This window comes from Kitasatospora sp. NPDC048540 (genome assembly GCF_040651175.1).
Lineage (GTDB): Bacteria > Actinomycetota > Actinomycetes > Streptomycetales > Streptomycetaceae > Kitasatospora.
Genome location: NZ_JBEZIR010000051.1, coordinates 15,895 through 41,897, shown reverse-complemented (window position 1 = coordinate 41,897; position 26,003 = coordinate 15,895). Strand labels below are relative to the sequence as shown.

Annotated in this window: 28 protein-coding genes and 1 pseudogene; 19 read left to right on the top strand and 10 right to left on the bottom strand. The window is 72.5% G+C overall.

The genetic code is table 11. The annotated features are described in order from the left end of the window. Positions 1-18: 18 nt before the first annotated feature. A complete protein-coding gene (locus AB0D08_RS20960) occupies positions 19-978 on the bottom strand; it encodes a helix-turn-helix domain-containing protein (protein WP_033822786.1) in 960 nt (319 codons plus the stop codon). 99 nt (positions 979-1,077) lie between these two features. On the opposite strand from AB0D08_RS20960, the gene AB0D08_RS20955 reads away from it, so the two are divergent. The 9 genes and pseudogenes from AB0D08_RS20955 (at position 1,078) to ugpC (ending at position 8,574) form a co-directional block, all read left to right on the top strand. After that, the gene (locus AB0D08_RS20955; RefSeq protein WP_359890556.1) at positions 1,078-1,389 is read left to right on the top strand and encodes an antibiotic biosynthesis monooxygenase; all 312 of its coding nucleotides are present in this window, start codon (positions 1,078-1,080) and stop codon (positions 1,387-1,389) included. Positions 1,390-1,646: 257 nt separating this feature from the next. Beyond that, positions 1,647-2,032 (top strand): annotated as a pseudogene (locus AB0D08_RS20950) (GNAT family N-acetyltransferase). Between the two features lie 170 nt (positions 2,033-2,202). Beyond that, on the top strand, positions 2,203-2,562 hold the full coding sequence (locus AB0D08_RS20945; protein ID WP_359890553.1) for a PRC-barrel domain containing protein: 360 nt from the start codon (positions 2,203-2,205) through the stop codon (positions 2,560-2,562). A 65-nt stretch (positions 2,563-2,627) separates the two neighbouring features. Continuing rightward, positions 2,628-3,674, top strand: coding sequence for a cation diffusion facilitator family transporter (locus AB0D08_RS20940; protein WP_082526846.1), 1,047 nt, complete (start codon positions 2,628-2,630; stop codon positions 3,672-3,674). Then, positions 3,661-3,987: a hypothetical protein gene (locus tag AB0D08_RS20935; protein ID WP_359890550.1), complete on the top strand. Its 327-nt coding sequence runs from the start codon at positions 3,661-3,663 to the stop codon at positions 3,985-3,987. The genes AB0D08_RS20940 and AB0D08_RS20935 overlap by 14 nt, the downstream gene beginning before the upstream one ends. A 304-nt stretch (positions 3,988-4,291) precedes the next feature. Further along, on the top strand, positions 4,292-5,569 hold the full coding sequence (locus AB0D08_RS20930) for an ABC transporter substrate-binding protein (RefSeq protein WP_051813424.1): 1,278 nt from the start codon (positions 4,292-4,294) through the stop codon (positions 5,567-5,569). Positions 5,570-5,637: 68 nt separating this feature from the next. Beyond that, entirely contained in the window at positions 5,638-6,519 is an 882-nt protein-coding gene (locus AB0D08_RS20925; protein WP_233289202.1) for a sugar ABC transporter permease, read from the top strand. Then, positions 6,519-7,349, top strand: coding sequence for a carbohydrate ABC transporter permease (locus AB0D08_RS20920; RefSeq protein WP_033822784.1), 831 nt, complete (start codon positions 6,519-6,521; stop codon positions 7,347-7,349). The genes AB0D08_RS20925 and AB0D08_RS20920 overlap by 1 nt, the downstream gene beginning before the upstream one ends. Positions 7,350-7,383: 34 nt before the next feature. Next, positions 7,384-8,574 (top strand): sn-glycerol-3-phosphate ABC transporter ATP-binding protein UgpC, encoded by a 1,191-nt coding sequence (gene ugpC, locus AB0D08_RS20915; RefSeq protein WP_359890547.1) that lies wholly within the window; start codon positions 7,384-7,386, stop codon positions 8,572-8,574. Positions 8,575-8,596: 22 nt separating this feature from the next. On the opposite strand, the gene AB0D08_RS20910 is transcribed toward ugpC, so the two are convergent. After that, complete coding sequence (locus tag AB0D08_RS20910; protein ID WP_033822781.1) at positions 8,597-8,911, bottom strand: hypothetical protein; 315 nt, start codon at positions 8,909-8,911, stop codon at positions 8,597-8,599. 223 nt (positions 8,912-9,134) lie between these two features. Between AB0D08_RS20910 and AB0D08_RS20905 the strand changes: the two genes are divergently transcribed. Further along, on the top strand, positions 9,135-10,316 hold the full coding sequence (locus AB0D08_RS20905; protein WP_033822780.1) for an alpha-hydroxy-acid oxidizing protein: 1,182 nt from the start codon (positions 9,135-9,137) through the stop codon (positions 10,314-10,316). Positions 10,317-10,332: 16 nt separating this feature from the next. Here AB0D08_RS20905 and AB0D08_RS20900 read toward each other — a convergent pair whose 3' ends face one another. From AB0D08_RS20900 to AB0D08_RS20875, 6 genes are all read right to left on the bottom strand, one after another. Beyond that, the gene (locus AB0D08_RS20900) at positions 10,333-11,340 is read right to left on the bottom strand and encodes an aldo/keto reductase (protein ID WP_359890543.1); all 1,008 of its coding nucleotides are present in this window, start codon (positions 11,338-11,340) and stop codon (positions 10,333-10,335) included. Positions 11,341-11,436: 96 nt separating this feature from the next. Continuing rightward, entirely contained in the window at positions 11,437-11,826 is a 390-nt protein-coding gene (locus AB0D08_RS20895; RefSeq protein ID WP_051813418.1) for a hypothetical protein, read from the bottom strand. A gap of 68 nt (positions 11,827-11,894) precedes the next feature. Next, positions 11,895-12,263, bottom strand: a complete 369-nt coding sequence (locus AB0D08_RS20890; RefSeq protein ID WP_033822779.1) for a hypothetical protein — start codon at positions 12,261-12,263, stop codon at positions 11,895-11,897. 85 nt (positions 12,264-12,348) lie between these two features. Then, positions 12,349-13,518: a serine hydrolase domain-containing protein gene (locus tag AB0D08_RS20885; protein ID WP_359890540.1), complete on the bottom strand. Its 1,170-nt coding sequence runs from the start codon at positions 13,516-13,518 to the stop codon at positions 12,349-12,351. A gap of 465 nt (positions 13,519-13,983) precedes the next feature. Continuing rightward, on the bottom strand, positions 13,984-15,432 hold the full coding sequence (locus AB0D08_RS20880) for a hypothetical protein (RefSeq protein ID WP_233288893.1): 1,449 nt from the start codon (positions 15,430-15,432) through the stop codon (positions 13,984-13,986). A gap of 334 nt (positions 15,433-15,766) precedes the next feature. Beyond that, complete coding sequence (locus AB0D08_RS20875; protein ID WP_359890538.1) at positions 15,767-16,384, bottom strand: hypothetical protein; 618 nt, start codon at positions 16,382-16,384, stop codon at positions 15,767-15,769. 353 nt (positions 16,385-16,737) lie between these two features. Between AB0D08_RS20875 and AB0D08_RS20870 the strand changes: the two genes are divergently transcribed. Both AB0D08_RS20870 and AB0D08_RS20865 read left to right on the top strand, forming a co-directional pair. Next, entirely contained in the window at positions 16,738-18,267 is a 1,530-nt protein-coding gene (locus AB0D08_RS20870) for a DUF2252 domain-containing protein (RefSeq protein WP_359890536.1), read from the top strand. A gap of 362 nt (positions 18,268-18,629) precedes the next feature. Then, a complete protein-coding gene (locus tag AB0D08_RS20865) occupies positions 18,630-18,785 on the top strand; it encodes a DUF3040 domain-containing protein (RefSeq protein ID WP_082526197.1) in 156 nt (51 codons plus the stop codon). Between the two features lie 302 nt (positions 18,786-19,087). On the opposite strand, the gene AB0D08_RS20860 is transcribed toward AB0D08_RS20865, so the two are convergent. Next, positions 19,088-20,029, bottom strand: coding sequence for a polyphosphate kinase 2 family protein (locus AB0D08_RS20860; RefSeq protein ID WP_033818063.1), 942 nt, complete (start codon positions 20,027-20,029; stop codon positions 19,088-19,090). Positions 20,030-20,440: 411 nt separating this feature from the next. On the opposite strand from AB0D08_RS20860, the gene AB0D08_RS20855 reads away from it, so the two are divergent. Next, positions 20,441-20,818, top strand: a complete 378-nt coding sequence (locus AB0D08_RS20855; RefSeq protein ID WP_359890533.1) for a hypothetical protein — start codon at positions 20,441-20,443, stop codon at positions 20,816-20,818. A 151-nt stretch (positions 20,819-20,969) separates the two neighbouring features. On the opposite strand, the gene AB0D08_RS20850 is transcribed toward AB0D08_RS20855, so the two are convergent. Next, the gene (locus AB0D08_RS20850) at positions 20,970-21,443 is read right to left on the bottom strand and encodes an ArsI/CadI family heavy metal resistance metalloenzyme (RefSeq protein ID WP_033818061.1); all 474 of its coding nucleotides are present in this window, start codon (positions 21,441-21,443) and stop codon (positions 20,970-20,972) included. A gap of 87 nt (positions 21,444-21,530) precedes the next feature. On the opposite strand from AB0D08_RS20850, the gene AB0D08_RS20845 reads away from it, so the two are divergent. The 6 genes from AB0D08_RS20845 (at position 21,531) to AB0D08_RS20820 (ending at position 25,832) form a co-directional block, all read left to right on the top strand. Continuing rightward, the gene (locus tag AB0D08_RS20845) at positions 21,531-21,932 is read left to right on the top strand and encodes a metalloregulator ArsR/SmtB family transcription factor (RefSeq protein WP_033818060.1); all 402 of its coding nucleotides are present in this window, start codon (positions 21,531-21,533) and stop codon (positions 21,930-21,932) included. Between the two features lie 5 nt (positions 21,933-21,937). Continuing rightward, positions 21,938-22,675, top strand: a complete 738-nt coding sequence (locus AB0D08_RS20840) for an MIP/aquaporin family protein (protein WP_359890530.1) — start codon at positions 21,938-21,940, stop codon at positions 22,673-22,675. 90 nt (positions 22,676-22,765) lie between these two features. Further along, entirely contained in the window at positions 22,766-23,185 is a 420-nt protein-coding gene (locus AB0D08_RS20835) for an arsenate reductase ArsC (protein ID WP_033818071.1), read from the top strand. 26 nt (positions 23,186-23,211) lie between these two features. Continuing rightward, positions 23,212-23,685 carry an N-acetyltransferase family protein gene (locus AB0D08_RS20830; protein ID WP_359890580.1) on the top strand — a complete coding sequence of 158 codons (474 nt, stop codon included), beginning with the start codon at positions 23,212-23,214 and terminating at the stop codon, positions 23,683-23,685. Positions 23,686-24,153: 468 nt separating this feature from the next. Beyond that, positions 24,154-24,555, top strand: coding sequence for a YciI family protein (locus AB0D08_RS20825; protein ID WP_033818057.1), 402 nt, complete (start codon positions 24,154-24,156; stop codon positions 24,553-24,555). Continuing rightward, positions 24,552-25,832: a DUF6596 domain-containing protein gene (locus tag AB0D08_RS20820; protein WP_359890527.1), complete on the top strand. Its 1,281-nt coding sequence runs from the start codon at positions 24,552-24,554 to the stop codon at positions 25,830-25,832. Before AB0D08_RS20825 ends, AB0D08_RS20820 begins: the two co-directional genes overlap by 4 nt. The last annotated feature ends 171 nt before the right edge of the window (positions 25,833-26,003 follow it).

The following is a 26,003-nucleotide window of genomic DNA, read 5'->3' as shown; positions in this document are numbered from 1 at the left end:
GGTACCGGTTGACCGCGTTCAGCGGCCGCGCAGCGTGCCCACCGTGCTGCCGGTGCGTTCGCGCAGCAGGATCCGCAGGGTGTTGGCGTGCTCGTAGCCGACCCGGCCGGCGATGGCCTCCAGCGAGAGGTCGGTGGTGCGCAGCAGGTGGGAGGCGTGTTCCACCCGGAGGTCCTGGACGAACCGCACCGGGGAGGTGCCGAGGGTGCGGCGGACGGCCCGTTGGAGGGTGCGTTCGCTGACGCCTAGCGAACGCGCGGCGTCGCCGAGTGCGAGCGGCCGGTCGAGGTGTTGGCGCGCCCAGTGTTCGAAGGCGGCGACGAGTGGATCGTGCTGGGCGAGCGCGCTCGTGATGGTGTAGGCCGACTGCGAGGGGCGCTCGTCGATCACCAGGTAGCGGGCGACCAGGTCGGCCAGCGCGGGGCTGTTCATCCGGACGATCGCCAGTGCGAGGTCCACGTGCCCGAAGGCCGCACCGGCCGTCGTCACGCCGTCCGAGGTGGTGACCATCCGGGTCTGGTCCACCGTGACGTCCGGGTAGCGCCCGCGGAAGACCGGCGCCAGCCACCAGCTCGTGGTGGCCCGCCGCCCGTCCAGCACCCCGGACTCCGCCAGCAGGAAGGTGCCCGTACAGGCCGAGGCGACCGGCGTGCCGCGTTCCCGGGTCTCGGCCACCAGCCGCCGTACGGACACCGAGGCGGGCCCCGACACGTGCTCGATGAGGGCCTCGGGCCGCCGTTCGGCGAGCGCCGGGACGAGCAGCAGGTCGGCGCGGACGGCCTCGGCGACCGGCGCGGTCGTCACCGTGTGCCCCATCCCGGTGCGGACCCGGCGGCGGAAACCGACGGTCGTGACCTGCCAGGCCGGTGGCGGCTGCGGCAGCTCGCCCCGCATGGCGTTGGCCGCCTCCAGCACGTCGAGGACCGCCGAGAGGCCGGAGTCGAACACGCCGTCGTAGGCCAGCACCGCGAGCTCCATGTCGGGAACGGTAGCAGAGTCGTCGTTTACGACACTGGGCCGAGCCCGGCGGCGCCCGTAGGTTCGATCACGCCCCGCAGGAAAGGGGCACCCGACGAGATGGGAGCGACCACCATGAACATCGGCCTGCTGGCACGGATCGAAGCCAAGCCCGAGTACGCCGACCAGGTCGAGACGATGCTGCGCGAGGCGGTACGGCTCGCCAACGAGGAGGCGCACACCACGGCCTGGTTCGCCTTCCGGGAGAACGCCACTACCTTCGGCGTCTTCGACACCTTCGAGAACGAGGAGGGGCGCGCCGGGCACCTCGGGGGCAAGATCGCCGCGGCCCTGATGGAGGCGGCGCAGACCATGCTGAGCTCCACCCCGGACATCCGCCCCGTCGACCTCCTGGGGGTCAAGCTCCCCTGACCGGACCGGACCTGACCTGACCGGCCGGTGGGATGCCCGCGTGTCCCACCGGCCGCGCAGCCCGCGGCGGGCCACATCCCGGTGCGGGGCCGGAGCGGGATCGCGGGGATAATCCGATCATGGATGCCGGAGTGGTGGGGATCGGGGCGCAGCCGGAGGTGGCAGGGCCGGGGCGGCCCCCGCGGGTCACGGGCTGGGCGTTGCGTGCCGTCACGGCCGCGGACGTCGAGGTGATCGCCGACCTGCGGGCCGAGGTCATGCGCGCGGACCTGGAACGCCTCGAGCGCTACGACGGGCACCGGGTGCGACAGCGGTTCCGGGACTCCTGCTCCCCCCGGTACACCTCGGTCGTCACGGTCGGCGGGGAGCTCGCGGGCTGCGTCACCCTCCGGCCGCCGAGGACGGCAGGCAGCGGCTGGAGCACTTCTACCTGGCCCCGCAGCACCAGGGCCGGGGACTCGGTTCCGCCGTCCTGCGCGAGCTGCTGGAGCGGACCGACCGGCAGGGCGCGACCGTGGTCCTGCACGTCCTCCAGGGCAGCGCCGCCCGCCGGCTCTACGAACGCCACGGCTTCGCCCTGGAGACCCAGGACCCGGTCGACGTCCTCCTTCTCCGCCCGCCGGGGCAGGGCGGCGGCGCGTAGCGCCGCTGCGCGGCGGGGGACCGCGGTCCGGGCGCGGCCGTCAACTTGCGGGGCGGTGTGAGAACGCGGGCGTGGGGCAGGCGAGGTCGCGTGAGGCCGCCGGGCCCGGTCCCGCGGCGGCGGCAGCCGGGAGGGCGGCCTCGCGTCAACCGACGGAAGGGAACGCAGCGATGGGTACGCGGATCTGGAATTACCAGGAGACTGCCGGCCACCTCGAGGGGCTCGACCTGGTGGGCTACAAGGTCGAGGCGTCCGACGGGCACATCGGGCGGATCGACCGGCACTCGGCCGAGGTCGACTCCTCGTACGTGGTCGTCGACACCGGCGTGTGGATCTTCGGCCGGCAGGTGCTGCTCCCGGCGGGCACCATCGCCCGGATCGACACCGAGGAGCAGAAGGTCTGGGTCGACGCCACCAAGGACCAGATCAAGGACTCACCGGAGTTCCGTCCGGACAAGCACACCGACGACCCCGACTACTACAACCTGATCGGCGGCTACTACCTCGGCGGGTTCCCGCCGATCCGGTGAGCCCACGGGACGCGATGTCGGGGACGCACCCGTTTGGGGCCCCGGGCGCCGGGCAGGCGAGCCGCATGACTCCGCAGCCCGCCGCGGGCCCGCCCGAGCACGTCCCGCCCGGGCACGTCCCCGACATCGCGTCCCGGCGGGCCGTCGCCGGGGACTCCGAGAGCACCCGGACCGTCCTGGTGGCCACCGCCGCCAACCTGGTGATCGCCGTCGCGAAGCTCTTCACCGGGATGCTCGGCGGCTCCGCGGCGATGCTCTCCGAGGCGGCCCACTCGTTCGCCGACACCGTCACCGAGCTGCTGCTCCTGACGGCGCTGCGCCGCTCGGACCGGCCCGCGGACGAGGAGCATCCGTTCGGCTACGGCCACGAGGCGTACTTCTGGGCCTTCCTCGCCGCGCTGGCCACCTTCCTGGCGGGTTCGCTGGTCTCCGTCGTGCGCGGCGTGCAGGAGATCACCGCGGGGAGCGAGCCGGGCCACTACCCGCTCTCGTACGCGGTGCTGGCGCTGGCCGCCGTCTGTGAGGGGGTCTCCTGGCGGCAGGCGGCGCGGCAGGTCCGCCGAGAGGCGGCGCGCTGGCGGGTCTCCTCGCTGCGGCTGCTGAGGGTCACCCCGGACACCACGGTCAAGGCCGTGGCCCTGGAGGACTCCGCCGCGCTGGTCGGCCTGGTCATCGCGGCGGGCGGGCTGGCGGGCTCGCAGCTGACCGGCTCCCCGGTCTGGGACGGCATCGCGTCGGTGCTCATCGGCGTGCTGCTGGCGGTGGTGGCGGTCGTGTTGACCAGCGCCAACAAATCGCTGCTGATCGGGCAGTCGGTGCCGCCCGCGATGCGGGAGGCGCTGCGCGCGGAGCTCCTGGCGATTCCCGAGACGGCCCGGGTGATCACGCTCTTCACCATGGTGCTCGGCCCGCGCGAGGTTCTGCTCGCGGCCCGGGTCGACTTCCACGACGAGCACGGTTCGGCCGCCGTCGAGGCGGCGTGCGAGACGGCGGAGCGGCGCATCCGCGAACGCTTCCCGACCGTCGGTCAGGTGTTCATCGATCCCACCCCGCCGTGGTCGGACGCGGCGGGCGATCCGGCGCAGGAGGAGGAACGGAATGGCGAGGGCTGAGGGTGTCCGCAGCGGGGTACGGCCCGCCGCCGAGGTGGCGCGGGAGTACGAGCGGGTGCGGGCGGCCGACGGGGGTGCGCGCCGCCGGGGAGCCCTGGCGGCCTACCGCTGGGCGCTGGGTCTGGCCCGGTCGGGACCGCTGACCGGCACCCCGGCCCGCGAGGTGCCGACGCTGGAGGTGCTCACCGCCGAGGTGGACGCCTCCCTCGTCCAGCTGGAGGCCTCGACCCGGCCATCGGTGGGCCGGGAGTACATCGAGGGTGCGCACGACGCGCTGGCGTGGGTGTGCGGCCACACCGACACCCGGCCCTGACCCGACCTACGCCGGTCCGGCGATGTCGGCGACCACCCGCTGGTTTGAACCGTCCGATCGCGGTCACACGACCCGTCGAGGCCGGGTCCCAAGGGTCCCGGGTACCGGCCTCGGCAGCCGGCTCCCGGGTCTGACGACGACCGAACGGCCCGGGGGCGGCGCTGCCCCAACCGGCTCCCCGCCCCGACCGGCCGCACTGCGCCGTCCGGTCGATCTCGGGCCCGGCTGCGGAGCGTCCCGCGCCGGGGAGGCCCGTCCGTCCGTACGGTGATCGGGTCCGCGTCCCGCCAACGGCTGGAGTCCGATGCCTGACAGGAGTCCCCGCTCCCGGTGGCCTGCCGTCGCGGCCGTCCTGGCGGTGCTCGCCCCGGTCCTCGGCGGCTGCGGGAGCAGCGGTGGCGGCGCCGGGACGGTGACCCTCAACTGGTACAACTTCCCGGACGATTCGGGCGCGCTGCAGCAGGCAGCCGAGCGGTGCAGCCAGGCCTCGCAGGGCCGCTACGTGATCCGGTACAACAAGCTGCCGCGGACCTCGGACGGGCAGCGGCAGCAGCTCGTGCGGCGGCTCGCCGCGCACGACGCCGGGGTCGACATCATGGGCCTGGACGTCACCTGGCCCGCCGAGTTCGCCGAGGCGGGCTGGATCCGCGAGTGGACCGGTGAGCGCAAGCAGCAGGCCACCGCCGACACCCTCGACGCCGCCGTCCGGACCGCGACCTGGAAGGACCGGCTGTACGCCGTCCCGTACAACTCGAACACCCAACTGCTCTGGTACCGCGACGACCTGGTCCCGACGCCGCCGAAGAGCTGGCCCGAGATGCTCGCCCAGGCGGAGGCCCTGGCCAAGGCGGGGAAGCCGCACTACGTCGAGATCCAGGGCGCGCAGTACGAGGGCCTGACGGTCTGGTTCAACACCCTGGTCACCAGCGCGGGCGGGTCGATCCTCACGCCCGACGCCCAGGCGCCCTCGCTCGGTCCGCCGGCCGTGGTCGCGGCGGGGATCATGCACGACACCGCCGTCTCGGCGGCCGCCGATCCTTCGCTGCCCAACCAGATGGAGGACCAGAACCGGCTCGCCATGGAGTCCGGCACGGCCGCCTTCGAGCTCAACTACCCCTTCGTCTACCCGTCGATGAAGGCCAATCAGCCGGACCTGTTCCCGCACTTCAAGTGGGCCCCCTACCCCGGGGTCACCGCCGACCGGCCGGCCACCGTGACCATCGGCGGCATCGACCTGGCGGTCGGCACGTACACCCGGCAGCCCGACCTCGCCTTCGAGGCGACGCTGTGCCTGCGCGACCGGGAGAACCAGCTCGCCAACGCGCTGGAGGGCGGCCTGCCGCCGTCGCTGCGCAGCCTGTACCAGGCCGCGGAGCTGACCGAGAGCTACCCGTTCGCGGCGGACGTGCTGGCCGCCCTCGACACCGCCAGCGTGCGGCCGCAGACCCCCGCCTACCAGAACGTGTCGATCGCCATCTCGCACTCGCTGTCACCGCCCGCCTCGATCCGGCCGGAGAGCACCATCGCCGACCTCCGCGGCCAGATCCAGGACGCCCTCGGTTCCAAGGGGTTGATCCCGTGAGCCCGTCCGCCGAGTCCTCCGAGGCCACCGGAGCCGCAGAGGCCGCCGCCGGACGCGGCCGGGCCGAGCTGTCCGAGGGTGCCCGGCAGGAGCGCCGGCTCGGCCTGCTGCTGTGCGCGCCCGCGGTGGTCGTGATGGTCGCCGTCACCGCCTACCCCATCGCCTACGCGGTCTACCTCTCGCTCCAGCGCTACGACCTGCGCTTCCCCGGCCAGGCCCACTGGGTCGGGCTCAGCAACTACGGGGCGGTGTTGTCCTCGCCGTTCTGGTGGCAGGCGCTGTGGGTGACGGTGCTCATCACGGTGGTCTCGGTGGCGGTCGAGCTGGTCCTCGGGATGGCGCTGGCGCTGGTGATGCACCGGGCGGTCTTCGGCCGGGGCACGGTCCGTACCGCGGTCCTGATCCCGTACGGCATCGTCACCGTGGTCGCCGCGTACTCCTGGCAGTACGCCTGGACCCCGGGCACCGGGTACCTGGCGGCCCTGCTGCCGGCCGGCAGCGCGCCGCTGACCGACCAGTGGCAGGCGATCGGGCTGATCATCCTGGCCGAGGTGTGGAAGACCACGCCGTTCATGGCGCTGCTGCTGCTCGCCGGACTCGCCCTCGTCCCCGGGGAGACCGTGCGCGCGGCGATGGTCGACGGGGCGAACTTCTGGCAGCGGCTGCGGCTGGTGATCCTGCCGCTGATGAAGCCGGCCATCCTGGTCGCGCTGCTGTTCCGGACCCTGGACGCGTTCCGGATCTTCGACAACATCTATGTGCTGACCGGTGGCTCCAACGACACCGGATCGGTCTCGATCCTGGGCTACGACAACCTCTTCACCGCCCTCAACCTCGGCATCGGGTCGGCGATCTCGGTGCTGATCTTCCTGTGCGTGGCGGTCATCGCCTTCTGCTTCATCAAGATCTTCGGCGCATCGGCGCCGGGCGGCGAACCGGAGCGGCGATGATGTCCCACCGCGGCAGGACCCTCACCGGCTGGGGCGTGGTCAACCTCATCGTGGTGCTGTACGCGCTGTTCCCGGTCTGGTGGATCGTGGCACTCTCGTTCAAGGACCCGAGCACCCTCAGCGACGGCGACTTCATCCCGCGCGAGTGGACCTGGGCCAACTACCGCGGCATCTTCCAGACCTCGGAGTTCACCCGGGCGCTGATCAACTCGATCGGCATCGCGGTGATCGCCACCACCATCGCGGTGGTCCTCGGCACCATGGCCGCGTACGCGGTGGCCCGGCTGCGCTTCCCCGGCAAGCGGCTGCTGATCGGCATGTCGCTGCTGATCGCGATGTTCCCGCCGATCTCCCTGGTCTCGCCGCTGTTCAACATCGAGCGCGTGCTCGGCATCTTCGACACCTGGGCCGGGCTGATCATCCCGTACATGACCTTCTCGCTGCCGCTGGCCATCTACACCCTCTCCGCGTTCTTCCGGGAGATCCCCTGGGACCTGGAGAAGGCGGCCAAGGTGGACGGCGCCACCCCCTGGCAGGCGTTCCGGCTGGTGATCGCGCCGCTCGCGGCGCCCGGCGTCTTCACCACCGGGATCCTGGTCTTCATCTTCTGCTGGAACGACTTCCTGTTCGCGATCTCGCTGACCTCCACCACCGCCGCGCGCACCGTCCCGGCGGCGATCGCCTTCTTCACCGGCAGTTCCCAGTTCCAGCAGCCGACCGGCTCGATCGCGGCGGCCGCCGTGGTGATCACCGTGCCGATCGTGGTCTTCGTGCTGCTGTTCCAGCGCCGCATCGTCGCCGGTCTCACCGCCGGCGCAGTCAAGGGATGAGCCCGCCCGCCCGGGCGGACCAGGAAGGCGAACCGTGGCCGAGATCGTGCTCGACGGCATCACCAAGCGCTACCCGGACGGTGCCCTCGCCGTCCGCGAGTTCGACCTCACCATCGCCGACGGCGAGTTCGTCATCCTGGTCGGCCCCTCCGGCTGCGGCAAGTCCACCACCCTCAACATGATCGCGGGGCTGGAGGACATCACGGAGGGCACGCTGCGGATCGACGGCCAGGTCGTCAACGACCGCGCGCCCAAGGACCGCGACATCGCGATGGTGTTCCAGAGCTACGCCCTCTACCCGCACATGAACGTCCGCGACAACATGGGCTTCGCGCTACGGCTCGCCAAGACCGACAAGGCCGTCATCAACGCGAAGGTGGAGGAGGCCGCCCGCATCCTCGACCTCACCGCTCACCTGGACCGCAAGCCGGCCAACCTCTCCGGCGGGCAGCGGCAGCGGGTCGCGATGGGCCGGGCCATCGTGCGCGACCCGAAGGCGTTCCTGATGGACGAGCCGCTGTCCAACCTCGACGCCAAGCTTCGGGTGCAGATGCGGACCCAGATCGCGGCGCTCCAGCGCCGGCTGGGCACCACCACGGTCTACGTCACCCACGACCAGGTCGAGGCGATGACCCTCGGGGACCGGGTGGTGGTGATGCGCGGCGGCGTCGTCCAGCAGATCGGCACGCCCCAGCACCTGTACGACGCGCCGGTCAACCTCTTCGTGGCCGGCTTCATCGGCTCCCCCGGCATGAACTTCCTCGGCGCCACCCTCGAAGAGGGCGCGCTGCGCACCTCGCTGGGCGACATCCCGGTCGACGACCGGCTGCGGCGCGGCCTGGAGCGGCAGGACGTCCCGCGTGAGCTGATCGTGGGCCTGCGCCCCGAGGACTTCGAGGACGCGGCCCTGGTCGACGACCGCCGCACCGGGCTGACCTGCACCGCGACCGTGGACGTCCGGGAGTCCGTGGGCTCCGACGTCTACGTCCACATCACCGAGGAGAGCGGGCCCGCCGGCCCGTCCGAACTGGCGGAGCTGGCCGCGGACTCCGGACGGGCCGACACCGGCCTGCAGGGTCACCGGATCGTCGCCCGGCTGCGGCCAGAGACCCGGGCCCGCGAGGGCAGCCCGGTGGAGCTGTGGATCGACACCGCGAGGATCCACGTCTTCGACCCCGCGACCGGCGCCAACCTGACCCGCCCCGCGCTCGCCGCGGACGGGTAGTCGCGGCGGCGCGGCCGGGGGCTCAGTCCCGGAAGTTCGCCCGGCCGTCGGCGATGTAGATCATCCCCGGGCGGATCGGCGCGCCACCGCCCACCGGCCGCAGCTCCACCCCGAGCCGTCGGACCGCCGTCGGCGCCCAGGCCATCGACTCGCAGAAGGACTGCTGGCGCCACTCGTCCTGGGCGGCGAACAGCGGGCGCACCCCGTCCCAGCCGCGTCCGGGGACGAAGCGGCACGCCGTCCCGGCCCGGTCGCGCCGGACGTCCCAGAAGGTCCCGACCAGTGAATCGCCGTACCAGACCTCGTAGTCGGCCACTCTTCGTGCGTCCTTCGGCATGTGACCACCTTCCTGTGCGGCAGACCGTAGCCCCCGTCGGGTCCGCACCGTCGGACACCCAGTGGTCCGGCAGCCCAACGGCTCGTAACGCTTCGGTGGGACCCGTGCGGCTAACCGTTCCGGGCCGGGCGGGGTCACGGCCCCTTTCGGTGGGAACGGTTCGGGTGGGCCGCCGGCCGGGACGGTCCCGGGGCAGGGCGGCCTCCGGAAGGCGGGGCACACGATGGATCCGGTGTTCGGAGCGCAGTTCGGCGACTACCAGAACGAGATCTACCTCGGCGGACTGTCCGGCGTACTGCCGACGATGCCGATGGTGTTCGCGGACCTGGAGGAGCGGGCGCGGGCGGCGATGCCGCCGTCCGTGCTGTCCTACGTCGCGGGCGGGGCGGGCGACGAGTTCACCCAGCGGGCCAACGTGGCGGCGTTCGAGCGGTGGGGGCTGGTGCCGCGGATGATGGTCGGCGCGGCCCGCCGGGACCTGTCGGTGGACCTGTTCGGGCTGCGGCTGCCGTCCCCGCTGTTCCTGGCGCCGGTCGGGGTGATCGGACTGTGCGCCCAGGACGGCCACGGGGACCTCGCCACCGCCCGGGCCGCCGCCCGCACCGGCGTACCGATGGTCGCCTCCACCCTGACCGTCGACCCGCTGGAGCAGGTGGCGGGCGAACTCGGCGACACCCCGGGCTTCTTCCAGCTGTACACGCCGACCGACCGGGCGCTGGCGGAGAGCCTGGTCCACCGGGCCGAGGCGGCCGGCTTCAAGGGGATCGTGGTGACGCTGGACACCTGGGTCACCGGCTGGCGCCCGCGTGACCTGGCGACGGCCAACTTCCCCCAGCTGCGCGGGCACTGCCTGGCGAACTACACCTCGGACCCGGTGTTCCGGGCCCGGCTGGCGAAGCCCCCGCAGGAGGATCCGCAGGCGGCCGTGCTGGAGTGGGCACAGATCTTCGCCAAGGCGCTGACCTGGGACGACCTGCCGTGGCTGCGGTCGCTCACCGACCTGCCGATCATCCTCAAGGGTATCTGCCACCCCGAGGACGTCCGCCGCGCCAAGGACGGCGGCGCGGACGCGGTCTACTGCTCCAACCACGGCGGCCGGCAGGCCAACGGCGGTCTCGCCGCCTTGGACGCGCTGCCCGGCGTGGTCGAGGCGGCGGACGGCCTGCCGGTCCTGTTCGACTCCGGGGTCCGCTCGGGCGCGGACGTGGTCAAGGCGCTCGCGCTCGGCGCGACCGCCGTCGGCGTGGGCCGGCCGTACGCCTACGGCCTGGCGGTCGGCGGGGAGGACGGCATCGTGCACGTGCTGCGCACCCTGCTGGCGGAGGCCGACCTGATCATGGCGGTGGACGGCTACCCGGCGCTGGCCGATCTGCGCGCGCCGGGCGCCGTGCGCCGCACCACCTGACCATCGGGCCCCGGGGTCAGGCCCAGGGCAGGGCGGACCGGGTACGCCAGTAGGCCTCGGCCGGTTCGGTGAGGGCGGACAGGGCGGCCAGGTCCTCGGGGGTGAGCGGGAGGTGCGCGGCGGCGAGGTTGGAGGTGAGCTGGTCGATGGTCGCGGCGCCGCTGAGCACGATGTCCGCCCACGGCTGGGCGGCGACGGCCGCGAGCGCGACGGCGTCGCAGGTCGCGCCGGTGCGGGCGGCGCAGGCGCGCAGCGCCTCGGTGTCGGGACCGGTGGCGTTGCGGTCGGCGAGGCGGCCGTTGGCCATGCCCTCCTTCACCACCACCAGCCAGCCCGCCGCGTGCGCCTCGGCCAGCGCCGGACCGGCGGAGGTCTCCAGCACGTTCCAGGTGCTCTGGACCGCGGCGAACAGCGGCCGGCCGTCGACGGTCACGTCCAGGGCCGCGCGGACGGTGTCGGCCTGGGCCGGTCCGCTGGTGGACAGGCCCACCCGCACGCCCTCGGCGGCCAGCGCGGCGAGGCGTCCGTGCAGCGCGGGGTCGGTGAGGGCGGGGCTGTCGGGGGTCACCGAGTGCACCAGGTACACGTCGAGGGACTTGCCCAGCAGCGACCTGGTCTGGGCGATCTGACGGTCGAACACCGCCGTGGAGTGCTCCTTGACCTCGTGCACGGACACGCCCGTGGCCTGCCAGTCGGCGGTGTAGGTGTAGCCCCACTTGCTGCCGACCGTCAGGTTCGGGGCGAGCCGGGTGGCCAGCCACTCCGCGACGAACACCTCGGCGCGGCCGTAGGAGCGGGCCGTGTCGAAGTACCGCACTCCCGCGGCGAAGGCGGCGTCGAGCAGGGCGTGGGTCCGCTCGCGCATCGCCTCGACGCTGCGGGTGGACGGCAGGTCCAGGTCGCGGCCGAGCGTGATGTACCCGGGACGGCCGACGGCGGCCGTCCCCAGCCCGAACCGTCCGATCCCGGGGCCTGCGGTGCCGGGCGTGACAGCGGAATCGGGGGCGCCGGAGTCGGCCTGCATCTGGTGGTCCCTTCGGTGGTTCCCACGGGTGGGACCGTGCGCCCCACCAGCACCTCCAGCCTAGGTGGTCGGTTCCGGACGCCACTCAGGGGTTGATCATGCGGGCGGCGCGGCGGGACTCGGCCCCTCCTCCGGTTCGCCGCGGTGGGCATCCAGTTCGTCGGCCCGCCGCCTCAGGTCCGCCGCGATGTCGTCCCAGTCCGGACCGAACATCTCAAGGCTCAGGGCGGCCTCCCGCATCAGCGCCGGCTCGTCCGGCCGCTGCAGGAGCACCAACCGGTACGCCAGGTTGCGCACCCAGACCGGCAGGTGGCCGTTGACCGGGGGCGGGCACAGCTCGTGCAGCATGGCCAGGATCGAGTCCGCGCCGGCGAAGGTCAGTTCCTCGACGAAGTGGTGCTCATGGTGGGGCCGGTCGCACTCGGGGGTGGGCCGGTACTCGTCGCCGTAGAGACACCGGGCGTGCTCCGTCAGGGTGCTGTGCATGCGCTGAAGCCTATGCCGCCCTCATCCGCCGCCCGGAAACCGAGGCCGGGCCGACCGGACGGGCGCGCTCAGCGCACCCAGCTCTCGTGGCCGAGGCGGCGGGCCTCCGTTCGCATGGTTCCGAGTGCGGCCCGGAGCCCGTCCAGTGCTGCCTGGAAGGCCTGCGTCGTCTCCGGGCCCAGCGACGGCGGGGGTTCGGTGTCCGAGCCCTGCGGGTAGTCGTTGCCGACCGCTGCAGCGAAGCGTGCCCATGCGCTTCGGTAGAGACCCGTGCACCGGTCGAGCTCGGCGGCGCAGTCGGCCCACACCTCCCTGATCGGCGTCCCCTTGGTGCGCGCCAGGAGGTGGTTCAGCTCCTCGTGGGCGGCGATCAACTCGCCGGTCAGGGCGCGCCGGTGGGCTCCCGCGTGGCGGTGGGTCAGTACCTCGATGAACATCTGGTCCCCACTTCCTCGCCCCCGGGCGGACGGGCCCGGTCGGCCCGTACCGCCCGACTGTCCTACCACCTCCGGTGGGTGCGGGTCACGGGCACAGGGCCCGGTCCACCACCGCCGTGAGGTGCTTCAGGCCTGCCTCGTCGGTGGGTTGGACGGTCACCGCGACGTTGGCGGCGCGGCCGGTCTCGGTGACGCCGCCGCGGGTCTCGTAGCCGGGGATGCTGCCGCCGTGGCCCCAGTAGACGCCGCCGCAGGACAACGGGATGCTCGCCAGGCCCAGTCCGTAGCGGGCGCCGGGGCCGAAGGTGCTCTCGGCGGGGACGGTGGTGCGCATCTGGGCGAGTTGGGCGGGCGGGAGGAGGTCGCCGCGCAGGAGGGCGGTGAAGAAGCGGTTGAGGTCGGAGTTGGTGGAGATCATCTGGCCGGCCGCCCAGGCCCAGGAGGGGTCCATCTCCGTGATGTCGTGCAGCGGTCCGCCCGCGGACTCCTGGTAGTAGCCGTGGGGGTGGGCCTCCCGGATGGTCGCGTCGCCGGGGGCGGGGAAGGAGGTGTGGCGCAGTCCGAGGGGTTGGATGATGCGCCGGTCGATCTGTTCGGCGACGGTGCGTCCGGTGACCTTCTCGATGATCATTCCGGCGAGGATGTAGTTGGTGTTGCTGTACGCCCATGAGGTCCCGGGGGCGAACTCTGCCTTGTGGCGCAGGGCGAGGTCGACGAGTTCGCGGGGCTGGTACGGCCGGATGTCGTCGTCGAGGTAGTCGGTGTAGTTGGGGAGTCCGCTGGTGTGCTGGAGGAGTTGGCGGACGGTGATGCCGCGGCCGTCGATCCCGTCGCCGCGCAGCAGGCCCGGCAGGTAGCGGTCGACCGGGGCGTCGAGGCGGAGCCGGTGTTCGGCGGCCAGTTGGAGGACGACCACCGCGGTGAAGGTCTTGGTGTTGCTGCCGATCCGCACCTGGCCGTCGGCCGGTACCGGCGAGCCGGTGACCACGTCGCCGACGCCCGCGGTGTAGGTGCGGGTGCGGCCGGAACGGTCGGTGACGCTCGCCAGCGCGGCGGGGACACCATCGGTGTGCACCAGTGCGTCCAGGCTCCGCTGGAGGGTGTCCGGCCCGGGCGCGGCCGAGGCCGCGGGCGCCACCAGCGCGCCGAGCGCCAGGACGCCCACGGCGAGGGCGGCCGCGACGGGTACGGTACGGCGCCGGCCGCGGCGCTGCCGTCCGGACGGGCGGTCGGTCTGCGATGCCTGCTGACTCACGGGTCGGCTCCTCGGGGATCGTCGGTGGACCATCGGTGTCCGCCGTGCCAGCCTCTCCGAGGTGCGCCGTCCGGGGCGATCCCGCTGTCCCCCGGCCCCCGGTGGGGCTACCCCCCGGGGGTCCGCACCCGAGTTCCCGGGCCGTACGCACTGTCCTGACGATCCCTCACTCCCCTGCGCGCGAGCCGGGCGTGCCGTCGGCATGCGGGTCATGCGGGTCATGCGGGCGAGGTCGGACACCGCTGGTGCGTCGCTGGTGGCGAGCGCGGCGATCCGCGTGAGGATGAGCACGCCTGCGGGCAGCCCGGACCGCCCGACCGGGTCGACGGTCCTGGCGGCCACGGTGCCGAGGACGGAGCTGCCCCTCGAAGGCAGCACGAGCAGCACGACGGTGAGGGCTGAGGGTGTCCGCAGCGGGGTGCGGCCCGCCGCCGAGGTGGCGCGGCGCGTCCCAGGTCAAGGGCTTCAACCGCCGATGGGTGGGGCGCTCCCGGCGGTGGGTGCCGACGGTCGTGAAGCGGAGTCCTCCGGTGGCGTGTCGAGGAACTCGCGGATGGCGAACCCGGCCAGTACCACGACGACGATCCACACCACCACGGCCGCCGTCGGGTAGCTCCACGTCGCGAGGACGATGGCGGCCACGGCGAGGACCGCCGCCCCGATCCAACGCTTGTACCGGTGCACGAAGCGGCCGACCGGCCCGAGGCGCATGCCGTGTGCCGTCGACACCTGACGCAGTGCACCGATCGCCGAGCTGCAGCCGTTGCGGATCGTGACGGCGACCCTGGACGGGCCGATGAGGAAGGCGCCGACGGCCGTCACCAGTGCGGTCACACCGACGGCGCGGATGCTCGCACGCAGGAAGCGGATCAGGGCGTCGTAGATCGCGCCGGCGGCGGCCTGGGACGCTCCGGGCGGCAGGTGGTCGAGGTAGATGGACCGGAACACCGTCAGTACGACGCCCAGCAGGAGCATGGCGACGGCCACCCCGAGCGCTGCGCCGATCAGGCCGCGTCGCCGGTTCACCGCGGTGAACACACCGGCGGCGGCGACCAGCACGGCGATGACCGGGAGCCAGGTGCCCATGATCTCCAGGAGCCGGAAGTAGGTCTTGAACTTCCCGATGTCGTTCGACTGGTAGACCACGAAGCTGGTGTGCACCTCCGGGATCTTCGCGGCGGGTCCGAAGCCGGAACTCACCAGCTGGTCCTTGACCTTGGCCACGAACGGGCCGATGTCGATGGCGACCTGGTTGTTCTCCAGCGACACCGCGCCGCCGCCCTTGCCCGTCAGCGCCTTGTCGAGCGTGGAGTGCACCGCCCGGTTGGCGTCGACCCACAGGGTCGCGAACTGGTCACTGGTCACCACCTTGCTCACGGTGTTGCTGACCAGCTGGGTGAGGCCGCTGGTGATCGGCCCGCTGAGGCCGCCGATCAGCTTGCCGAGTTCGGGCGGCACGCCCTGTTCGACGGCGGCCTGGGAGATCTGGTCCACCACCGCCTTCACATCGATCTGGGCCAGCACCTCCGACGTGACCCGGCTGGTGATCGCGGCCTGGACATCGGGGTTGCTGGCCAGCGGCCCGACCGTGGCGACGTACCGGTTGGTGTCGCCGATGATCGAGTTGGTCCAGACCGCGATGACCGCGAGCAGGGCCAGCAGGGAGGAGATGACGATCAGGACGACCGAGCCGGACGTGCGGAGGCGGTGGTGGCGTGCCCTGGGCGGTGGTGTGGACGCCTCGAGGGCGGTGAGCCGGTGCCGCAGCTCGTCCAGCTCACTGCGCTCGCCTGGCGAGAGCTCGGCCGGCTTCGGCGAGCCGGCGGCACCCGGCTGGCCGCCCTTCGGCGGCCCGTCCTGCGGCCGCGCGTCCCCCGATCGCTCTGGATCCGGCTCTGACGTATCGGCGGGCATCGCAGGCTCCCTGGGTCGGTTGTCCTGAACGACGTGGTCGGCGATCGGCTCGCCTTCTCCAGGAAAAGCTCGACGCGCCGGGAGGGCCACCGGGAGTGGTCACACGGGTGGCGGCCGAGCGGGAGTCCCACGTCGTTCGTGACCCGACCGCCCGGCCCGGGAAGAGGTCGAGCCGGGCGAGGCCCGTCATCCGGGGAAACACGGACGGCCCAGTCACTCCCACGTGGAAGGCGCCGTGTCCGCCGCGCGCGGGGCGACACGCGCGAACTCGCCCCGACGGAGGGCAGCAGCTACGGGCTTCCGCCACCCGCACCACCGCGAAGGCCGCGGGCTCCTACTGCAGAATGTTGATCGCGCGAGCGATCACCAGCCCGCCGATTCCGAGGGACGCCACCGATTCCGTCATCATCAGCAGCTTGGGCCACCGCTTGATCGCGGAGATGTCGGTGGGGCTGAACGCGGTGGCGGTCCAGAAGGCCAGCACCAGGTAGTCGGCGAAGATCGGCACCCAGGCGGGCGGCGCGTAGTCCCGGTGCTGCATCTCGGGGAACACCAGTGCCGGATTCGCATACGGTCGGTGCGCGCGGGCAGCGGCACCACCGCGGTCCAGATCCCAGTACCACAGCCCGAAGGTGATCACGTTCGTCGCCCAGATCACTCCGCCGGTGGCCAGGAGCCCGGTGGCGTTGTTGGCGAACAGCTTGTTGTTGGTCAAGATGTCAGCGATCAGGCGGCCGGCGGCGAACAGGTTCGCCACCGTCAGGAAGGCGATGACGAGGCGGGTCGTGACCCGTAGCCACGGCTTCTGGCGGTCGATGCGGCCCGGGTCTCCGATGATCAGCGCGCCCATCAGCACGGTCAGGACGACCGGGACCACCCAGGCGGGGTTCACCCGGTACTTGGCGGGCAACCCGACGTGGAGGAGCGCGGCTGCCAGGATCGCCAGCGCCACCGGCCACCACTGCTCACCCCGATCGCCGGCGCGAACCGGCGTCGGCGGGGGCGGAGCGACCGGGTTCGGGCCTGATGCCATACCGCATTCTGGCCTCGCCGGCTCCGATGCCGAAGCAGTGACGCGCCGCACGAGAGCGGCTCCGCCGTCCTTGCGCACCACCGAACCGGGCCGGCGGCTCACGCCCCGCCGGATCTCCCCGTCCCAAGCGCGACGGAGCGATACCGCTCCGCTCGCCCGCGGACGGACCGTGCGGAGCGGATCGCGTGGCTGCCGGTGACCGCGGCGACAACTCACCCCTTCGAGGGGTTTTCGCCCCGGTGCGGTAGTGACTGCCTGGAACAGGTGTACCTATGACCATCTGCGGTGCTTTGTTGGCCGGCAGCACACACGGCTGCGGCCCGACGGGAGTGGCCATGACGGGTAAGAAAAAGGGCGTGGCGGGCGGGAAAACTGATGCGGCGGCATCCACCCGAGCCGCGGCGCCCGCGGCGGCGCAGCCGTTGAGCCGGGCGGATCGGGTGGCACTGGGGAAGGACGCCCGCCGGGCGGCGCCTCTGGAGGCGCACGGGGAGTTCCAGCCGGGCAGATCACGGGATCCGGTCGGGCTGCTGCTGGGGCAGGCGGCATCGCGGGTGCCGGAACTGGTGCCGGTACGGCACGGGCGCATGCTGGTATCGCCGTTCACGTACTACCGGGGGGCCGCACTGCCGATGGCGGCGGACCTCGCGGCCACGCCCACCTCGGGTCTGCAGGTCCAGCTGTGCGGAGACGCGCATCTGTCCAATTTCGGCGCGTTCGCCTCGCCGGAGCGGCGACTGGTCTTCGACGTCAACGACTTCGACGAGACTCTGCCCGGGCCGTTCGAGTGGGACGTCAAGCGGCTGGCCGCGAGCCTGGCGGTCGCGGGGCGCGACAACGACTTCTCCGACAAGGCCCGCCGCAGGATCGTCCTGGCGGCGGCCAAGGGCTATCGCAAGGCGATGCGCCGCTTCGCGAAGCAGCCGTTCCTGGAAGTCTGGTACGCGCACGTCGACATCGAAGAGGCCATGAGGCAGTTCAGGTCCAAGATGAAGGCGAAGCGGTACGAGGCGGCCGAGGAACTACTGGCCAAGGCCCGCACCCGCGACAGCACGCAGGCCCTGGGCAAGCTCACCACCGTGGTCGACGGGCGGCGCCAGATCGTGAGCGACCCCCCGGCGATCGTCCCCGTCGAAGAGGTCTTCAGCGGTGTCCAGGCCGACGCGATCTACGAGCTGATCCGCACCGTGCTGGGCAAGTACCGGCGCACCCTGCAGTCCGACCGGCGATACCTGCTCGATCAGTTCACGCTGATCCAGATGGCCCGCAAGGTCGTCGGGGTCGGCAGCGTCGGCACCCGCGCCTGGATCGCACTGTTGGCCGCCGGGGACGGCGTCGAACCGCTGTTCCTGCAAGCCAAGGAGGCCCAGCCCTCCGTCCTGGTGGAGTACGCCAAGCGCAGCCAGTACAGCAACCAGGGCGAGCGCGTCGTCGCCGGGCAGCATCTCATGCAGGCCCAGAGCGACATCTTCCTCGGCTGGACCCGTGTCACCGGCGCGGACGGGGTGGACCGCGACTTCTACGTACGCCAGTTGCGGGACTGGAAGTTCTCCGCACCGATCGAGGCGATGATCCCATCGGGCATGGCGCTGTACGGACGGCTGTGCGGCTGGACCCTGGCCCGAGCGCACGCCCGCTCCGGTGACCGGGTCGCGCTGGCCGCCTACCTCGGCGGCTCCGACCGGTTCGACGAAGCCATCGCGGACTTCGCCGAAACCTACGCCGACCAGAACGAGGACGACTTCGCGGCCCTGCAGACCGCCGTGAAGGAGGGCCGCGCCAAGGCCACCACCGGGATCTGAGGTCCGTCTCGTCCTGTCGCCCCGTCCGGTCCCGGGCCGGCTTCCGCGTCGGACCGGGCCGGGCCGCCGGTGGCCCTGGCGGCCACGAGGTCGACAGGCGGTTGCCGGTGCCGTTGCGGTCCTGCCCGCCACGGTGGCGGCGCGTGCGGGCGAGGGGCCGGAAGCAGGATGCGGTCCGTCCTGGCGACGTTCCCCGGCCGGCCGAAGGGACGCCCGGTTGATCCCGTGCCGTGCCTGCGGCCGTCCCTTCGCCCCGGCGGAGGCGTACCGTAAGGGGTACCAGGGCGTTCCGTGTCCCGCCCGCCGCAAGCCGAACCTGCGGTGGAGCACGGCACCGTCCGGACGCCAGGAGGTGTCCCCGGATGACTCTCTCAACGCGCGATCAGCAGATCCTCGCCGAGATCGAGCGCGAGACCATCGCCCACGATCCACGCCTCGCCCGGCTCCTGTGCTCCTTCGGCCGACCTGCGTCCATCTGGCGACGAATCGCCGACGCCCTGAGACGCCCCAGGACGTAGCCGCGACGTCCGACGGGCGGCCGGCGAGCCTCTGCCAGAGCGTCTCGGCCTGGTGTTCTTTCGCCGCGTCCCCTTGGTGCAGGTGGCGGGCCGGTCCGAGCCCGGCGCGCGGACTTCGTTGGTCACCTCGCCGCGCAGCAGGTCCAGCGCCTCCCGGATGGTGCTGCCAGCCTGGCTGCGACCTCCTCGGGCGGCGTCGCGTACCAGGGCCGCACCCGGCCCGCACCCGACGGATCGGCCTGCGCCGTGATCTCCGCACCTCCGACGTTTCGTTCCTCCCGGCGGGCCCGCCCCTGCAGCGGTCAACCACGGTGCCCGGCCGCGTACGGGTCGCGGGCGGCGCCCTCGGGGGCCTCCTGCTCCAGTAGCCGCTTGGCGGCACGCAGTTCCTTGCGGGCCTTCTTCCCGACGGTCGGGTACCGGGGGTCGATCTCCATCAGCGTGTGGGCGAGCACCGCGGCGGCGCAGATCCGCGCGAACCACTTGCGATCGGCCGGCACCACGTACCACGGCGCCCACGGGGTGCTCGTGGCCGAGAGCATCTCGGAGAAGGCGTGCTGGTAGTCGTCCCACCGCTCGCGCTCGCGGAGGTCGGCCGCCGAGAACTTCCAGTTCTTCTCCGGCAGGTCGATCCGCTTCAGGAAACGGGTGCGCTGCTCCTCCTCGGAGAGGTTGAGGAAGACCTTCACGACCCTGAACCCGTTGTCGCAGAGATAGCGTTCCCAGTCGTTGATCTCCCGGTAGCGGCGCGCCCAGACGTCGTGCCCCTTCGCCTCCGCGGGCAGCCGCTGGCGGTCGAGGTTCTCGGGATGCACCCGCACCACGAGGACCTCCTCGTAGTGCGACCGGTTGAAGATCGCGATGTCCCCGCGGGCCGGCAGGCGCGACGCGTAGCGCCACAGGTAGTCGTGGTCGAGCTCCTCCGCGGACGGCACCTTGAAGCTGCTGACGTGCACGCCCTGCGGGTTGACCCCGCTCATCACATGGCGGATCGTCCCGTCCTTCCCGCCCGCGTCGATCGCCTGGAGGCAGAGCAGCACGCCGAAGGTGTCCTGGGCTGCCAGCCTCGCCTGGTACTCGGCGAGCAGGCCGACCCCGGTGCGCAGCAGCCCGGCTCCGTCCCGCTTCTTGATCCCGGCCTTGTAGCGGGGGTCGAAGTCACGGGCGAGATCCACCACTGAGCCCGGCTCCACCCGCAGCGGCTCGATGAACTTCGCGATCCGCCTGGCCTGCTTGTCCGACATCGCCGACGCCGCTTCCTCTCGGTCCGCGACGGCTGGGGCCGACCGCCCCGGCTCGTGCCCCCGCTGCGGTCCGGTCGGTTCCGGTACCCGGCGCGGGGTGGTCCCGCCGCGGCTTCGATCCGGCCCACCGTCCGGTGGACTTCGCCGCCTGCCAGCCTCCGTCCGGTCGGTGGGGCCGTCAATCCGCGCACCGCCGTCCGGGTGACCGGCCACGCCGTGTGCGGGCTGTCGCCGCCGGAGCTGCTCGGCCCGGACCCGAGCGGTCGAGCGGGAGCGCACAGTGGGGGTCCCGTCGGTGGGCCAACGGCCTCCGGGCTCGCCTACCGGCGGTACCGGCACAGCTGTCCCGTGCCGGCTGGTTCGGCCCGGGCCGACGGTGCCTGTCGACCGGGCCGGGCGATACTTCCACGCATGAGAGTCAGATGCTTGGAGATCGTCCATCCCGACGGCGACTTCCCCGTCGCGGAGTTCGACGGGATCCGGGTGGGTGGCGTCTACCCGGTTCTGGAGATGGTCACCGACGACGACCAGTGCTACATCCGTGTGCTCGGCCCCGACTCGCCGGACCCCGGACTGGAATGGGACCCCGTCTCCTTCGAGACGGTGGACACCCGGATACCGCCCGGCTGGACCCTGACCATCGCCGGTGGCCGCACCCGCCTCACCGATGCCCGCTGGCAGCGCCCCGGCTTCTGGACCGACTACCACCGCGGCGACCCGCAGGCCCGGGCCGACTACGACAACGTGAAGCGCGAACTCCTCGCAGCCGGCCCGCCGCACGAGGACTGACCTGCTCGGGCCGGCTCGAAGGTAAGCCGTCACCCGACCTCAGCGGCGCGGCCGTCCGCCTCGTCGGCACGGCCGTGATGCTGCGGCCGTGATGCCGTACGCCCCGCCCGGTCAAGGACCTGCCGCCCCGAAACGGGGGACGACCGTACTGTCAGCAGGCGCAGGCGCAGCCGGTGGCAGCCTTCCGCGCGGGTTCGACCGCCTGCTCGTCGGGGGTGCAGCAAGTGGCCGGTGCGGCAGGGGTCCTGCGCAGGGTGTCGGCGTCGGCCTTGACGACGTAGACCTCCCAGGGCTCCTGGCCGGGGCCGGTCACCCAGACCTTGTCCTGCAGCGCGTAGCAGCAGGAGGTGTCGTTCTCCTGGGAGGTGGCCAGGCCCGCGTCCTGGAGGCGGACGGCGGCGGCGGAGACCTGTCCGGCGTTCTCGACCTCGACGCCGAGGTGGTCGAGGCGGGTGGGCTGGTCGGGCTCGCCCTCGATGAGCACGAGCTTGAGCGGGGGTTCGGTGATGGCGAAGTTCGCGTAGCCGGGGCGAAGTTTGGCCGGCTCGGTGTCGAACAGCTTGGCGTAGAAGGCGATGGAGCCTTCGAGGTCGGCGACGCGCAGGGCGAGCTGAACACGGGACATGGCGTTCTCCTCGGTCCGAGGTTCTGTTTCGACATCTGTCGATACAGCGAGCTTGCTCTCCACTTAGATGACTGTCAACATAGATGCATGTCGAAATCTGAGCTGGTCGTCCTCGGGCAGGACGACGCGGTGGTGTGCTGCTCGCCGATGGTCCGCGAGCCGCTGGGGGAGGTGGCGGCCGCCGACCTGGCGCGGATGTTCAAGGCCCTGTCCGACCCGGTCCGGCTGCGACTGCTGTCGCTGATCGCCTCCCACGAGGGCGGCGAGGCGTGCGTCTGCGACCTGACCGGCCCCTTCGACGTCTCCCAGCCGACCATCTCCCACCACCTCAAGGTGCTGCGCGAGGCCGGCCTGGTCGGCTCCGAGCGCCGCGGGACCTGGGTCTACTACTGGGTCCTGCCTGCCGCTCTGGCCAAGCTGTCCGCCCTGCTCCAGGCCCCGACCGGCACCACCGCCGAGGCCCCCGCGGCCGTGGGGGGTGCCGGATGAGACCGATGGCGCCACTGGGCCGGCGGACGGCCGTCGAGTTCGTCGGCACCGGAGCGCTGGTCGCGATCGTGGTCGGCTCCGGTATCCAGGCCACCGAGCTGTCGAAGGACGTCGGCGTGCAGCTGCTCGCCAACTCACTGGCGACCGTGTTCGGCCTGGGCGTGCTGATCGTCCTGCTCGGCCCGGTCTCCGGCGCCCACTTCAACCCGGTCGTGACGCTGGCGGCATGGTGGACCGGGCGCCGCGACGGCGACGGTCCGACCCTGCGCGAGGCCGCCGCCTACCTGCCGGCGCAGGTCGCGGGGGCGATCGGCGGCGCCGTGCTGGCGAACGCGATGTTCGCCCGACCACTCGTTCAATGGTCGGCCCATGACCGGTCGGCCCCGCACCTGTGGCTGGGCGAGGTCGTGGCGACCGCCGGCCTGGTCCTGCTGATCCTCGGCCTGGCCCGGACCGGGCGGGCGCACTTCGCGCCGGTCGCGGTGGCCTCCTACATCGGCGCGGCGTACTGGTTCACGTCCTCGACCAGTTTCGCCAACCCGGCCGTCACGATCGGCCGGGCCTTCACCGACAGCTTCGCCGGCATCGCCCCCGCCTCGGTCCTGCCGTTCCTCGCCGCCCAACTGGCCGGTCTGGCCGTCGGCCTCGTCCTGGTCGCCGTGCTGTTCGGCCGTCCCACGCCCGCCGCGGAGGACGTCGTCGTTCCGCACGGCGAGCACCGGGCCGCCGCCGCGGGCCGCTGACCGGCCCTCCCACAACTGCCGCCATCCGCCGACCGCCGTCATCCGCCGTCCCGACCGAGAAAGCATCCCGCCGTGAGCACTCCCGCCGACCTGCCCGTCCCCGCCGTCCCGTCCGTCCTGTTCGTCTGCGTCCACAACGCCGGCCGGTCCCAGATGGCCGCCGCCTTCCTCACCCACCTCGGCCAGGACCGGGTCGAGGTCCGCTCGGCCGGCTCCGCCCCCGCCGCCACGGTCAACCCGGCCGTGGTCGAGGCGATGCGCGAGGTCGGCATCGACGTCTCGGCCGAGGTGCCGAAGGTACTCACCGTCGAGGCGGTGCAGGCCTCCGACGTGGTGATCACCATGGGCTGCGGCGACGCCTGCCCGTACTTCCCCGGCAAGCGCTACCTGGACTGGCAGCTGGACGACCCGGCCGGCCAGGGCGTGGACGCCGTCCGGCCGATCCGTGACCGGATCGAGCAGCGCATCCGCGGCCTGCTGGACGAGCTCGGCGTCCGGGCGGCCGGGTGAGCGCCACCGGCGTGACCGTGGCCGCGATGCTCCCCGAGCACGCCGAGCAGGTACTGGCGATCTACCAGGCCGGGATCGACGGCGGCGACGCCACCTTCGAGAGCACCGCACCCACCTGGGAGGCGTTCGACGCCGCCCGGCTCCCCGCTCACCGCCTGGTCGCCCTCGGCGGCGGCGGCCGGGTGCTGGGGTGGGCCGCGGTGGTCCCGGTCTCCGACCGGTGCGCGTACGCGGGCGTGGTCGAGCACTCCGTCTACGTCCGGACCGACGCCCGGGGGCGGGGCGTGGGGCTCGCCCTGCTGCAGGCCCTGCTGGCCTCCACCGACGCCGCCGGGATCTGGACCGTGCAGTCCGGGGTGTTCCCGGAGAACACGGCCAGCCTGGCCCTGCATGCCCGGGCCGGCTTCCGCGTGGTCGGCACCCGCGAGCGGCTCGGCCGGCACCTGGGCCGGTGGCGCGACGTCGTCCTCGTCGAACGCCGCAGCCCGGCTGTGGACTGAGCCGCGGTCAGGACCGGTCGAGGTGGGCCCCGGTGTGCTGTACCCGGGCGGTGTCGGCGCTCACGCCGGACCCGCGCCACCTGGACGGCGCCTGAAAAGCGGATGCCGCCGCAGGAAGTCTGGTCGGTGGGTGCCAGGGATGGTGCTGGCCGGGGCGGCCTCCGCGCGCGGCGGGCGGAGGCCGAAGAATCCCGGGGTGTCCCCGGGGAGGGGCCGACGAATCCGGGACCCCCAGGGACGCTCCGCTCCCCCGATGAGGTGGCGGCCTGCCGATTTGAGGCGGATCCGGCTGGTCGCGCCCTACGGAGGCTGATGAGGCTTCACGAGAACGGCCAGGCCTGCTCACTGTTCCCCTCATGGTTGACCGCGGCCCGAAGACGTGTTCCGGGCGATGTAGAGAACCGTGTGCCGACTCCGTTGAGGGAGCGAGTGCGCCACACTGGGCGCGCCGACGATCAAGGAGTGCAGATGCCGAAGTTCCTGCTGATGGTCAACCACGACGGTGGAGCGTTCGAGGAGCCGATGGACGAGTGGGCGCCCGGCGATGTCGCGGCGCATTTCGACTACTACGCCGCCCTGACGAAGGAACTGGTCGCGAGCGGGGAGATGGTGCAGTTCACCCCGCTGGCCGATCCGCGGCTGGCCCGGATCGTCCGCTCGGACGGCACCTCGGCCCCGGTGGTGACCGACGGTCCGTTCCCGGAGTCCAAGGAGGTGCTGGCCGGGTTCAACGTTGTCGACGTGGACTCCGAGGCCCGTGCCCTGGAGATCGCCGCCAGGATCTCGGCCGTGCCCGGCCCGGGCGGGCTCCCGACCCAGCAGCCGGTCGAGGTGCGCCAGGTGATGACCGACGCCGCGTTCGACCTGTGACCGACCGGCCCGTCGTCGTCGAGGACCTGCTGCGCTCGCTGGCGCCGCAGGTCCTCGGCGTGCTGACCCGGCGCACGGGCGACTTCGACGCGTGCGAGGACGCCCTCCAAGAGGCACTGATCGCCGCCGCCCGGCACTGGCCCGCCCAAGGCGTGCCGGAGAACCCCCACGGCTGGCTGCTGAAGACCGCCACCCGCCGCCACACCGACAGGATGCGCAGCGACGCGGCGCGGCGGCGGCGCGAGGAACGCACGGCGCGGGGACCGGCGCCAGGCCGGGCCCGGGTGGCCGACGACTCCTTGGCGCTGTTGTTCATGTGCTGCCATCCGGCGCTCACCCCGGCCTCTGCGATCGCCCTGACGCTACGGGCGGTCGGCGGCCTGACGACCGCCCAGATCGCGGCCGCCTACCTGGTGCCCGAGGCGACCATGGCGCAGCGCATCAGCCGGGCCAAGCAGCGCTTGAAGGCGTCCTCGACGGTGTTCGAGGTGCCGGTGCCGGGCGCACCGGACCGGCCCGGGCGGCTGCGGAACGTGCTGCACGTCCTGTACCTGATGTTCAACGAGGGCTACACCGCCTCCGGCGGGCCGGACCTGCACCGTGCCGATCTGTCCGGCGAGGCCGTCCGACTGACCCGCCAACTGCACGGGAGCCTGCCCGCCGAGGGCGAGGTGGCCGGTCTGCTGGCGCTGATGCTGCTGACCGAGGCCCGACGGCCCGCGCGCACCGGGCCGCACGGCGAGCTCGTCCCGCTCGACCTGCAGGACCGCGCCCGCTGGGACCACGTCCTGATCGCGGAAGGAGCGGCGCTGCTCATCGGCTCGTTCTCCGGCCGGGAGCGTCCGGGCGAGTACCGGGTGCTGGCGGCCATCGCCGCCGTCCACGACCAGGCCGCGCGCGCCGAGGAGACCGACTGGCCGCAGGTCCTCGGCCTGTACGGGCTTCTCGAACAGGTGGCACCCGGCCCGCTGGTCACGCTCAACCGGGCGGTCGCCGTGGCGATGGTCGACGGCCCTGCTGCTGCTCTGGCGCTGCTCGACCGGCTCGACGCCGACGGCGGGCTTCCCGAAGACCTCCACCGGGCGCATGCCGTACGGGCCCATCTCCTGGAGATGGCGGGAGAGACAGCGTCCGCGCTGAGCTACTACCGCTCAGCGGCCGCCCGGACCACCAACACGCCGGAGCAGCGATATCTGATCACCAGAGCCGCCCGGCTGGAGCGGCGCGCCCGGCCGACGACCGCCGGAGAGGCTCGGTGCCCTGGGGAACCGGGGTGAGCAGGTCCGGCCAAGGCGGTCGATCTCAGGTGCTGTGGTAGCCCGTTCGGTGGAACTTGCGATTCGATCGTGGTCGAAGTTGTGTTTCGCGGTCCGCCCGGAGAGACGGATCCGACCCATGAGCATCGGGCCGATCCCTTCGCTCGCCCGGAGCCGCCCGTGTCCACCTCT